Origin of the sequence: Bradyrhizobium sp. CIR18, from assembly GCF_014198295.1 — a bacterium.
Taxonomy (GTDB): domain Bacteria; phylum Pseudomonadota; class Alphaproteobacteria; order Rhizobiales; family Xanthobacteraceae; genus Bradyrhizobium.
In genome coordinates, this window is record NZ_JACIHF010000012.1 from 1 (window position 1) to 11,043 (window position 11,043).

Consider the following 11,043-nt stretch of genomic DNA (forward strand, 5'->3'; position numbering starts at 1 on the left):
CCAATCTGAGCACTGAACTTATTGCTGTTCATAAGGGCTGTTACACAGCACTCGTATCAACCCGACAAGGCGGCCTTCACCGGAGGGAGACGGCGAATTCGACGAGCCTCGAACCGTCAAATTCCAACGACTAGTCCTTAGCCGGCTGTTCGGAATTTCAATTCTCGAGGCGGACCAGTACATCACTGATGGCGGAGACGATTGCGGGATCGACTGTTTCGTACTCGACTACAACCACAACAAGAGTCATCTCGTCTTCGACAATTGATCGAAGGCGTGAAGCTCAATTCAGCACAGTCGCGGCAGCTCGGTTTTGGATTTTGAGGATGCAGGTACTCTCACGTTGCTTGTGAGCATCACCTCAGCCCATTGGCCCCGACTAGCTAAGCAGATAGCCTCAATACCCGTTCCTTTTGCCGCCTGACTGCGAACCGCGCTGTATCTCCGCCGAAGAACTACACTCTCTGTCGATAGCGGCACGCACAGTGCAGCGAGTCCGAATAATGCTCGAGGTGCGGACCGCTCAAAGAGGTGCAAGCAGGATGCTGCTGCTCTCAACCTTATGGCGCGCCGCAAGTGGAAGTGACTGACCTCCGGGAATTCGAAGAAGCGGCCAAAATCCTCGCAGTAAGACAACTCGAAAGTCTCCTCGTTCACCGCAAGGTCGCGAGTCTCGTCGTGGCGCTGGAGAATGCTTGTTTTCCTGAACAGTGGTTGGGCGCATCTATGCGAGGGACAGCAGAAAATCATCAGCTGCCAAAAAGTTCAACGGAAAGTCGGTCACCGCGTTGCGCAGTTTTGTACGTTTCGTGCAGAACTTCTTCTTCAAATGCAGCGTCGGTTGAACTACATGTGCTGCGAAGATGGCTCGTCCAGCTTTGATCTTTCGAGATCCGCCGATCTGTCGGCGGTACCTTGCGGTGGTCTCGCTACCGCTGCCCACATGGGCGTTTCCTCCCTTGACTTGGCTGCCTGTCTAAGACCGGCAGCCCTTTATTAGTCTGAGGCTCAAGTTCTCAGTCGTGCTGCGATTTGGTGGAGTGGGCAAGGCAGCCGGTGTGCACCGGCAATCCTCGGCGAGGCCTATGTGTGCTACTCGCCGCAACAAAGGCCGTAGGCAGTCGTGGGTGAATTATCGCACTTTTTCGCGAGAGATTATCCACACGTCATCAGCTCAAAATCGGTTGCGTGATATCAGGGGCTCGGAAATAGAATACTCGTGGAAATTGTACGACGGGAGCCGCTTTGAGCATCAGCATACATAATCCAGACCAATACATGGCCGCGTTGCGGACTATTGTCGCGCAGGGAAGAAAACGCATCGGCCTGTTAGTCGGCGCGGGCGCAGGGGCGGGCACCGCCAAGGATGACGGTAGCTACCCTCTCATTCCCGCCGTCGAAGGGCTCACGAAGCTCGTTCTTGATACGCTGACGCCGAAATATGGCAGCCAAATTAGCTCACTCAAGGCTGAGTTGGACAAGCAAGACATTGAGACGATTCTGTCGCGGATCCGCTCTCTTAGCAAAGTCATCGGAAAGTCAAAGATACATGGCCTCGATGGCGACGGCTTCAAAGCCTTTGGCGAGGACATCTGCGCCGAAATCGGAAAAATCGTGAATGTGCGGCTTCCGACGAACGGAAGCGCCTACAGTGACCTCGTCAACTGGATCACGGGGATCTCTCGTGATCATCCTGTTGAGATATTCACCACGAACTACGATCTGCTTTTCGAGGAGGCCTTTGAGGCTGTTCGTGCCCCTTATTTCGACGGGTTTACGGGTGGACGAGAGCCGTTTTTCGATCCCGTATCTGTCGCCGGGAATGACCTTCCGCCGCGGTGGACAAGACTTTGGAAGCTGCATGGTTCTCTCGGCTGGAAGGCGAGCGGCAAGGACGAAGTGATCCGAACCGGCAGTAACGCGGCGACCCATTTGGTCTTTCCAGAGCATCTCAAGTACGATCAGACTCAAAAAGCGCCTTACGCAGCGTTGTTTGATCGTTTGCGCGCTTTCTTGGCGACCCCCGACACACTCCTCATTTCAATTGGGTTTTCCTACGCGGATGCGCATGTATCTGCTCGTATAGATGAAGGTCTGGCGGCCAATCCATCGGCAAGCGTCTTCGCCTTTCAGTATAAGTCCCTTGCCGATGAGGTTGCCGCTTGCGACCTAGCAAGGCGCCGTCCCAATCTGAGCGTCTATGCTCCCGACAAGGCGGTGGTAAACGGCATCGAGGGGCCTTGGCAGGTCTCGACCGAACTTCCCAGCAAAGACTGGGGACCGATTAGAGCAACCTATTGGTCGGCTCCGGCCTCGGGTGGGCCGGCTCGCTTTACGTTGGGCGCGATTGAGGCCTTCGGCCGGTTCTTCGCAGCATCACGTTCGATGCAAGCTCTCACTGCCACGCCCGCTGCAATCGTACCTGGCGGCGCTGCTGCTCCGGCAATAGCAAGCGGAGCGACCGCATGATTGCACCGACCCTACTTGGGCATGTTGGCGCGGTCTCGGGCGCGACCATCAGCGTCCGTCAGTTCGAGGGCGTGGCATCCGGCATAGCCATCATTGGTGGACGCAGCTATCGCGTTGGCCAAGTCGGTAGTTTCGTTCGGATCCCGCAAGGCTACCATGATCTCTACGGCATCATCGCAGAGGTCGGTGCGACAGCGACACCGGAGGCCGCGCAGAACTTGAACTCGCGCGGAGAACGATGGACGACGATCCAGCTCGTGGGCGAAATTGTCGATACGGCTTTCGAACGAGGTATCAGCCAGTACCCGGCGATCAACGATGAGGTGCATCTCGTCACCGAGGATGATCTCGCGAATATCTATGGTGCGGCCGAAATGGGCCAAGTCGTCATCGGTAGGCTCGCAGGAGCTGAGAGCATCCCAGTTCGCATCGACTTGGATCGTCTTGTGACCCGACACAGCGCCGTGCTTGGGTCGACCGGCTCCGGAAAATCGACAACAATCGCGAGTCTTCTGCGTGCCATCGTCAATTCGCCGAGCGGCAAGAGCGGCTTTCCAAGCACGCGGATTCTGCTCCTCGATATTCATGGGGAGTATGCGACTGCGCTGAAAAACGTCGCGCATGTCTTTCGTGTCTCCCCATCCGACGACGAAAAACCGTTACTCATTCCGTACTGGGCCACGGACACGACTGAATTGCTGGCCTTTATGATAGGAAAGCTCAGTGACCCTGCCTTTACCGCCATTACGGACAAAATTTTTGCGAAAAAACTGCAACTGGCCAAGGATGGAAAGTTTGACGGCATCGACGTCAACTCGCTTACGTTCGATACCCCGGTTCCGTTCAGTTTGAAGCAGCTGTGGTTTGATCTTATAGACCCGGAAATAAAGACGTGGAAGGAGAACACGCAAATCAACTCTGCAATGCAGAAGGCTGGTGACGCAGAGAAGCTGACCGCTCCGATCTATCCCTTGCCGGGTCCAGGTAATACGACGCCCTTCGCCAACAAAACAGGTGTCCTTTCAATTCGGCGGCAGCTCGATCAAATGAAATCGAGATTGCTCGATCGTCAGTACGACTTCATGCTTCATCCCGGAGACTGGGAGCCAGCTCTTAGCGATCAAGCAAAGAAGGACCTGCCAGAGCTACTAGAAAGCTGGCTTGGCGCGGAGAAGCCGATCAGCATTCTTGACCTCTCGGGCATACCAAGCGGTGTCCTCCATCACCTTGTCGGCGGCATTCTCAATATTCTGTATGAAGCGCTATTTTGGGGACGAGAAACCCCTGAAGGCGGCCGTCAGCGACCTTTACTCGTCGTCATGGAGGAGGCACACCGATATCTCGGCAAGGATGCCGACGGTCCTGCGAAGGCGATGGTTCAGCGTATCGTCAAAGAGGGACGCAAGTTTGGTGTCGGCGCCATGATTGTCAGTCAACGGCCGTCAGAGATCGACGACACCATCCTTTCCCAATGTGGGACCTTTATTGCCCTGCGGCTCTCCAACACAGGCGATCGCAACAAAGTTCAATCCGCCCTGCCTGATAGCCTCAGCGGACTTATGGATAGCTTGCCCGTTCTGCGAACCGGTGAAGCCATCATTGCCGGAGAGGCGGCGAAGCTACCAATCCGTTGCCGCATAACATTGCCGCCTGAAGATGCCAGGCCAAGCAGCGAAGATCCGCGAGTTGCGCAGGCCTGGGCCAAGCCGAGAGGAAAAGAAGACTACGTGAATCTCAGCGGCTCCTGGCGCGCGCAGAATCCAAAATGGAAGAATGGAAAAAAAGGAAAGTAGATAATGGAGCGCCAACCTGTAAATTCGACCAATCTGATTTCTGTGGGCTATGATGAAGATAGTTCGACCCTTGAGGTCGAGTTCAAGGCCGGTGTGTATCGCTACTACAATGTCCCAGCATTTGAATACGAGCGGCTGATGGCGGCGAATTCCCATGGCGTCTACTTTAATGCCAACATTAGGGATAATTATCCGTCCGAGCGCGCATGACTCTCGATGCCACGATAACCTGTCCCAGCTGTCGTACTGAAATCAAGCTCACCGAATCGCTGGCCGCGCCTCTGATCGCAGCAACGAGACGTGAGTATGAGCAGAAAATTGCCGACAAGGACGCCGCGCTGTCTAAGCGCGAGGCGGAACTTCGCGCCGAACAGGCAGCGGTCAAGCAGGCGCAGGAAAGCGTCGACAGCTTGGTTGCAGAAAAGCTGCAGATCCAGCGCCAAGCGATTGTGCAGGACGAGGCGCGCAAGGCCAAACTGGCTTTGACAATGGATATTGAAGCTCAGGCAAAGGAAATAGCAGAGCTCAAAGATGTGCTCGCCCAACGAGATACAAGGTTAGCCGAGGCGCAGGCCGCTCAGGTCGAGTTGTTGCGCAAGCAGCGCGAGCTTGACGACGCCAAGCGCGAACTCGAGCTCTCTGTCGAGAAGCGAGTTCAGGAAGCACTTGGCGCTATTCGCGAGCAAGCCAAAAAAGACGCCGAAGACGGTCTTCGGTTGAAGGTGTCTGAGAAGGAAGAACAGATCCTGTCGATGCAGCGGCAGATTGAGGAGTTGAGGCGCAAAGCCGAGCAGGGGTCACAACAGTTGCAGGGCGAGGTCCTCGAATTGCAGCTAGAGGCTCTCTTAGGAGGGCGATTTCCGCTTGATGTGCTCGAGCCCGTCGCTAAAGGCGAGTTCGGGGGTGACTTGTTACAACGCGTGGTCGGCCCGATGGGGCAGGCCTGCGGCGCAATTTTATGGGAGACAAAACGAACCAAGAATTGGAGTGATTCCTGGCTGCCAAAGCTGCGCGGAGATCGGCGATCCGCGAAGGCGGAGCTGGCGCTACTCATATCTGAGGTCTTGCCGAAGGGAGTTGAGAGCTTCGAATTGATGGAGGGCATTTGGGTTGCGCATCCTCGGTTCGTGCTCCCCGTGGCCGCTGTACTACGTCAATCCTTGATCGAGCTCGCTGCCGCCCGATTGTCTCAGGATGGGCAGCAAACCAAAACGGAGCTCGTGTACCAGTATCTGACTGGCCCCCGGTTCCGCCATCGCGTCGAAGCCATCGTTGAGCGGTTCTCTGAAATGCAAGAGGACCTAAATCGCGAACGGAAGACGACCACGCGTCTTTGGGCTAAGCGTGAAGCGCAGATTCAAGGTGTCATCGACTCGACGGTCGGAATGTATGGCGACCTTCAAGGCATAGCAGGGCGCGCACTGCAGGAAATACCTGCTTTGGAAATGCCTTTGATCGAAAACAAAGACGACTGACACGTATTGCCGGCCATTTTGCTCTCTCTTCCGCTTGCCGGTGTGGCGATTGGCTGTCAGCAGTAGTCAGGCGATCGCCCAGCTGAACTGGAAAACACGCTCGGAAGCCGGTTCCGGCTGAAATGCACCTGTAGTTTCGCACCGGATAATTTGGCGGAATAGGCTGCGCGCGCGCAGGATCGAACCAACGCCCAGGATGATCGCGCGCGCCGCGCGAGTTGCCGAATAATCGGCTACTCGCGGTTAACGATGTGAGTCCCTTATCACCCTAAGCATGCGGGCGCATCATGTAGACTCAGGCTCGGTGAGAGGAGCATTGGAATTTTCGATGCGCTTCCTTCCAAGCGCGGGCGGATTGTTGCGAGCGGCTCGTTGCATTGCGACAAAGATCGCCCCCTTTCGTCCGATGTGAGCAAAGAGGCGTACCGTCTACCTCCACCCATTCAATATATTCGATCTTCGACAGACCAAACTGCTCGGCAGCAAAGCCGTCGGGATCGGTGCGGTACCGCTCTAGATCGGCCTCGTCCAGCGAGATGTTGTTTCCGCCGCCTGGCACACGCACATTCGCAACATAAAAAATCTGAGATGGATCATTCAGGCTCACGCAATCCTCCTTGACGGCATGGACAACTCTTTCCAGCGCTACCGCTAAGTTCAGCTTGCTTTCCGCGCATGATATTCGGCTTTGCGGCGCGCTTCCTCACCACCGAAATGCTCATCCTCCTGAAGGAACCATCGGATCAGATGGAGGGCCTCGGATTGCTCGTCAATCTCTGCAACGAACATCAGCTCTTCGGCTGCCTCTTCAAGCCCGCGCGCCTCGCCGCCTTCCTTCGCGAAGACCCGGAAGATATGGCGAAGGCGGGACGTGAGGTATCGATGCTTCCAATAAGCATCCCAGGCTGATGCGATGGCTTGATTCGACTGTGCACGGCGCGCGACCTCTTCCCAATCCACTTCATGCGGTAGATGCGCCGTCGCGGTTTGAATGCACGATCGCAGGTCATCCAGCTTTAAGTAAATGTCGGTCAAATCACGACGCCGGGACTTGATCTGCGGGATGATGTCGGCGCAATCCGAGCAGATGTGCACCGATTGGGATCCTTTCATGATGAAGGCATGCGAGAACCCTGGCAGAGTTCGCCGCCGATGTTTTACCGCAATCGCATCCGTTTCCTCAATGGGTTCGACCATCTCCCGAATCCCGCCCGCCCATTTTCCACTACCCGATTTTCGAATGAGCGCCCGTTTTCCTCGACCGCAAACGGGGCATGCCCAATCTTCACTAGCCTCACGCCAGCGCCGGGGCGAGACGACATCGCAATAGGCTGCATACTCGTTGTCCGTCGGGGCCGCGCCTGCATGAGCCTCGCGCCGTGGTCGCGGGGTCAGGACGGGCGAGTGTTTTTGAACCGAGCGGGCAAGGAATTCGGCCATCGTTCGCGTCAGCTCCCGACCGCGTTCATCACGATCGGCTTCCCGAAGAAAAGCCTTGTAAAGTTGGAATTGCGGTTCGAATTGACGTTGAGACATCCGGAAGGACGATGTGCCTCTTTCCCGGTAGAGCGCGCCGGAATGAATCATGTTCAACGTTTGATCGATCAAAGCGATACGTGCATTTAGCGAGGGCGCGCAGGCTTGCCAGGCCTTCTCAACGCGGTCCTCGAGGACCCGGTGGTCCGCGTTCGCAACCGGCTCGATAAACGTGCGAATTTCGGCGGGCGAAAAGCTGAAATACGCCGGAATGGCGCCCTTCATCATGAGCTTTGCCTTGCCGTCGGCGGCGTTACATTCCGAGCAGACGAGCTCGCGAGGGAAGCTGGATACCAAGTGTTCGACAGTATCGGCTATTTCTCCACATCCTGGCGGAAGATCTACGGTCCAGCGGTCCCCGAACAACGTGCGCCCTCGACGCCCCACGTAGTCCCGCAGGTGATCGTGATGCTCTTCCAAATTGGCGAGCAGAATACCGCGACTGGAAAGGCGGAAGATATCGACTTTGCTGCGCCGGCAAACGGGACAGAACCAATTCTGTTCGACAAGAGCCCAATTCTGATTGAGGTCGAGACCCTTCGCACCATGTCTGAGAACGGCAGCCTTGGTTTGGCTGCTCCATCTTCCATCTCGGTCCGGAAAGCAGGATTCCATTTCATCGTCGGCCAGCGTTGAAGGGCGCCAGAAGGCGAGTTCGACAAGCCACATGCGGCCCGGTTCGAACTCAGGCTCAATTTCAAAGTCGCCGGATGTGTCTGCCATGAACGTTTTTCAATCGCTTGCGTTCATGCTATGTACCCGAGGTCGATTCCGCAATCTGCCGCGCTTTTAGATGCGAAATCTCCTGTGGGAAGCTTGGACGAGGCGAGGTCTGGGATTAAGGGCGTCCTCGCCAGCTCCTTGATAATTCCTACGTTTCTCTGAAGGACGGTCCATTAATGGACCATAAGGGCCGATCTGATCTTTTTATGCACCAGTCCAGTTGAAACTTTTGCGGCCTTGGTCTATATACGATCCACGAAGGGCGTGACGATCTATTTATGAACCATGGCTAAGATCCATCATCCCATTTCTGCCTATGCAGCCGATGCTGCGGTGCTGCTTGGGCAGCTCCTGCGCAAGGCCCGCATCGAACGGAAGATGAGCACCCTCAACGTCGCGGAGCGGGCAGGGATCTCGCGCGGGCTGCTGCGGCGCATAGAGGCAGGCGACCCGCGATCCACCATTGGCGCTGTCTTTGAGGTCGCTGCGATTGTCGGCGTCAGGCTGTTCGACGTCGAGCAGGCGACAATGTCTCAGGCGATCGAAAGCAATCGCGAAGTCATGACGCTTCTGCCTAAATCCATTCGTGCCCGGCGGGGTGAAGAGGTCAAGGATGACTTCTGATCCCAAATTCACTGAGGCCTATGTCTGGACTTGGCTACCGGGCCAGACGAAACCGGTTGTTGCAGGCCTTCTGTCGGCGCGTGGCGAACAGCTCCTGTTCAACTATGGACGGAGCTATATCGAGCGCAAGGACGCCATTGCGCTTTACCAGCCCGAATTGCCGCTGCGGAGCGGAATCCTTCCGCTTCTTGCGGGTCTGAACATGCCGAACTGTATTCGCGACGGCGCTCCCGACGCCTGGGGCCGGCGCGTGATCCTCAATCGGAAGTTCGGCGCCCGCGGAAAGGAAATTGACGCGGGCAGCCTTGATGAGCTGACCTTTCTCCTCGAGTCAGGGTCGGATCGCATCGGCGCGCTCGATTTTCAACCCTCGCCCTCAGCCTATGTCGCGCGTGAAGGCGAGGGCGCCTCTCTCGATGAGCTCTTCAATGCGGCGGCGCTCGTCGAACAAGGAACGCCGCTGACGCCCGAGCTCGACCGGGCTCTTTTCCACGGTAGCTCCATTGGCGGGGCGCGCCCGAAAGCGACGATTAACTCCGATGATAAGAAATTCATCGCGAAGTTTTCTTCGCAAACCGACCTCTATAGCGTGGTGAAGGCGGAATTCATCGCAATGCGCCTGGCCGCGGCGGCCGGGCTTCGCGTCGCGCCTGTGAGCCTTCAACGCGTGGCGGGCAAGGACATCCTCCTTATCGAGCGCTTCGATCGTGCGAAGGCTACCGGCGGATGGTACCGCAAGGCCATGGTATCCGCCCTAACATTGCTTGAGCTGGACGAAATGATGGCCCGTTACGCCAGCTACGAACAGCTCGCCACGACCATCCGCCACCGTTTTACGGAACCCAAGGAGACGCTACGGGAGTTGTTTTCGCGCATTGTCTTCAACGTGCTCTGCGGCAACACGGATGACCATGCCCGAAATCACGCAGCCTTCTGGGACGGCACGAATCTGACGCTCACACCTGCCTATGATATTTGTCCGCAAAGCCGCACGGGCGGCGAGGCGACGCAAGCCATGCTTATCTTGGGCCAGGATCGGCACAGCCAGATTGCGCTCTGCCTAAAAGGCGCGCCGTCGTTTCTTCTCAACGAGACGGATGCCGTCGCGATTGTCGTGCATCAAATCAAAACCATCAAGGATCGCTGGTCGGCGGTTTGTGACGAAGCCGCGCTTGGACAAGTGGATCGAAACTTGTTTTGGCGCCGCCAGTTCCTCAATCCTTACGCCTTCATTGGCGCGCCGCAGGCCATAACGAGCCTGATCAGCTAGTTCGATCGGAGACCAAACACATGAGCGACAAACACGCGATCGAAGTCTTCCAGGATCTCTCGATCCTTGGTCCCGAAACCAGGCGTGCAGAGCTGCGGGAGGCGCTTATTGCCGCTGCAACATCGCCATTGGGAGCGTGGGATAGACGCCGACAAGGATCTTGGTCGCATGGCCCGCGGCGAGGATATCCTCGTCTTTCAACGGCAGAGCGACAAGAGCCTGCCTGCGGCCCGGCTTACGCTCTGGTCTCGTGAAGGTGGGTACAGATTACAAATATCGTTCCAAGAGAGCTCGACCGGCTTACTTACGCGCAATACAATGGCCTCTTGCAGGAATTCGAATGCCTGATCGCCAAGCCAGCATCCTCGTCGACCGGATTCGTCGTAGAACTATCTTCTCCCCGGCAGTCCCTTGAAGAGTGGGTCTCGCCTGAGGCGGCTAAGGCGCTCGAAGCCTTCTCGGATTTGGCTAACAAATCCACGGGCTCATCGCATCCACTCGACCAACCGCGCTGGCTCCGCTTTTTGATCCTGGCGCATCGCAGCGCGCAAAAACTGGACGGCTAACGGCTACGCCGATGGTTGAGGAAGGCGGAGGGATGGGACGAGGACCATGCCTTAAAGCTCGTCATTGAATATGAGTTCTTGAAAGCCTACGATTCCCAGCGCACGTGATGGCTTTTTCAGTCTCCGAGAACGTGACGCGGGGCCCCGCGGTGCTGTGTCTCCACACCTTCATCATTCTGGACATCATGCGGGATCCGACGCGGGACAACGCCAATCCAGCAGATCGGCTCGCCGCGCTTTCGATTCTGTCCGCGATGAAATCGACATCGCAGATCGTGGGGCTGCTTGCCGAACAGGTGCAGGTGGAATTCATGGAGTACGTTAAAACCGTCAGGGAGGAGGCCGAGAGGGCGCTCTCGAAATTGCGTGAGCGGTTGAGACGCCTCGATGCGATTAAGGTCGCACTTGGCGCGCACGGCGTGGCCGATATCAGCCATTATGATGATCACGTGTCTCGATCGAAGTTGATTGCGGAGTGCGTCGTGCGGCGGCAACAATGCTTCTTCCGGCAAGTCAGTTGATCGCGTGCCGCGCGTTAACGGCCACCCGAGAGACCGCAATGAGCATTGTAACGGGTGACTTGGTTG

The 11,043-nt window shown here is 56.7% G+C and carries 11 protein-coding genes; 8 read left to right on the top strand and 3 right to left on the bottom strand.

All coding sequences use genetic code 11. From position 1 onward, the window contains the following. Nucleotides 1–724: 724 nt before the first annotated feature. Nucleotides 725–943: a hypothetical protein gene (locus tag GGD65_RS29330; protein ID WP_183237449.1), complete on the bottom strand. Its 219-nt coding sequence runs from the start codon at nucleotides 941–943 to the stop codon at nucleotides 725–727. Nucleotides 944–1,245: 302 nt separating this feature from the next. On the opposite strand from GGD65_RS29330, the gene GGD65_RS29335 reads away from it, so the two are divergent. Genes GGD65_RS29335 through GGD65_RS29350 form a run of 4 tightly spaced genes read left to right on the top strand, consistent with a single transcriptional unit; the run spans nucleotide 1,246 to nucleotide 5,737 of the window. Next, a complete protein-coding gene (locus GGD65_RS29335; protein ID WP_210286643.1) occupies nucleotides 1,246–2,469 on the top strand; it encodes an SIR2 family protein in 1,224 nt (407 codons plus the stop codon). Next, nucleotides 2,466–4,262, top strand: a complete 1,797-nt coding sequence (locus GGD65_RS29340) for an ATP-binding protein (RefSeq protein ID WP_183237450.1) — start codon at nucleotides 2,466–2,468, stop codon at nucleotides 4,260–4,262. The genes GGD65_RS29335 and GGD65_RS29340 overlap by 4 nt, the downstream gene beginning before the upstream one ends. A 3-nt stretch (nucleotides 4,263–4,265) precedes the next feature. After that, the gene (locus tag GGD65_RS29345; protein WP_183237451.1) at nucleotides 4,266–4,472 is read left to right on the top strand and encodes a KTSC domain-containing protein; all 207 of its coding nucleotides are present in this window, start codon (nucleotides 4,266–4,268) and stop codon (nucleotides 4,470–4,472) included. Further along, the gene (locus GGD65_RS29350) at nucleotides 4,469–5,737 is read left to right on the top strand and encodes a DUF2130 domain-containing protein (protein WP_183237452.1); all 1,269 of its coding nucleotides are present in this window, start codon (nucleotides 4,469–4,471) and stop codon (nucleotides 5,735–5,737) included. Before GGD65_RS29345 ends, GGD65_RS29350 begins: the two co-directional genes overlap by 4 nt. A 295-nt stretch (nucleotides 5,738–6,032) precedes the next feature. Here the strand turns inward: GGD65_RS29350 and GGD65_RS29355 are convergent, their stop codons facing one another. Both GGD65_RS29355 and GGD65_RS29360 read right to left on the bottom strand, forming a co-directional pair. Then, complete coding sequence (locus GGD65_RS29355) at nucleotides 6,033–6,344, bottom strand: hypothetical protein (protein ID WP_179736835.1); 312 nt, start codon at nucleotides 6,342–6,344, stop codon at nucleotides 6,033–6,035. Nucleotides 6,345–6,394: 50 nt separating this feature from the next. Beyond that, a complete protein-coding gene (locus GGD65_RS29360) occupies nucleotides 6,395–7,996 on the bottom strand; it encodes a hypothetical protein (RefSeq protein ID WP_183237453.1) in 1,602 nt (533 codons plus the stop codon). A 285-nt stretch (nucleotides 7,997–8,281) separates the two neighbouring features. Between GGD65_RS29360 and GGD65_RS29365 the strand changes: the two genes are divergently transcribed. From GGD65_RS29365 to GGD65_RS29380, 4 genes are all read left to right on the top strand, one after another. Further along, entirely contained in the window at nucleotides 8,282–8,620 is a 339-nt protein-coding gene (locus GGD65_RS29365; RefSeq protein WP_027562245.1) for a helix-turn-helix transcriptional regulator, read from the top strand. Then, a complete protein-coding gene (locus GGD65_RS29370; protein ID WP_183237454.1) occupies nucleotides 8,610–9,890 on the top strand; it encodes a type II toxin-antitoxin system HipA family toxin in 1,281 nt (426 codons plus the stop codon). Before GGD65_RS29365 ends, GGD65_RS29370 begins: the two co-directional genes overlap by 11 nt. 326 nt (nucleotides 9,891–10,216) lie before the next feature. Continuing rightward, entirely contained in the window at nucleotides 10,217–10,456 is a 240-nt protein-coding gene (locus GGD65_RS29375) for a hypothetical protein (RefSeq protein WP_183237455.1), read from the top strand. Between the two features lie 107 nt (nucleotides 10,457–10,563). Then, nucleotides 10,564–10,977: a hypothetical protein gene (locus GGD65_RS29380; protein WP_183237456.1), complete on the top strand. Its 414-nt coding sequence runs from the start codon at nucleotides 10,564–10,566 to the stop codon at nucleotides 10,975–10,977. Nucleotides 10,978–11,043 lie beyond the last annotated feature (66 nt).

Coding starts and splice junctions, on each gene's coding strand:
- GGD65_RS29360 (WP_183237453.1), bottom strand. CDS start 7,996: ATGGCAGACACATCCGGCGACTTTGAAATTGAGCCTGAGTTCGAACCG.
- GGD65_RS29380 (WP_183237456.1), top strand. CDS start 10,564: ATGGCTTTTTCAGTCTCCGAGAACGTGACGCGGGGCCCCGCGGTGCTG.
- GGD65_RS29345 (WP_183237451.1), top strand. CDS start 4,266: ATGGAGCGCCAACCTGTAAATTCGACCAATCTGATTTCTGTGGGCTAT.
- GGD65_RS29350 (WP_183237452.1), top strand. CDS start 4,469: ATGACTCTCGATGCCACGATAACCTGTCCCAGCTGTCGTACTGAAATC.
- GGD65_RS29365 (WP_027562245.1), top strand. CDS start 8,282: ATGGCTAAGATCCATCATCCCATTTCTGCCTATGCAGCCGATGCTGCG.
- GGD65_RS29340 (WP_183237450.1), top strand. CDS start 2,466: ATGATTGCACCGACCCTACTTGGGCATGTTGGCGCGGTCTCGGGCGCG.
- GGD65_RS29370 (WP_183237454.1), top strand. CDS start 8,610: ATGACTTCTGATCCCAAATTCACTGAGGCCTATGTCTGGACTTGGCTA.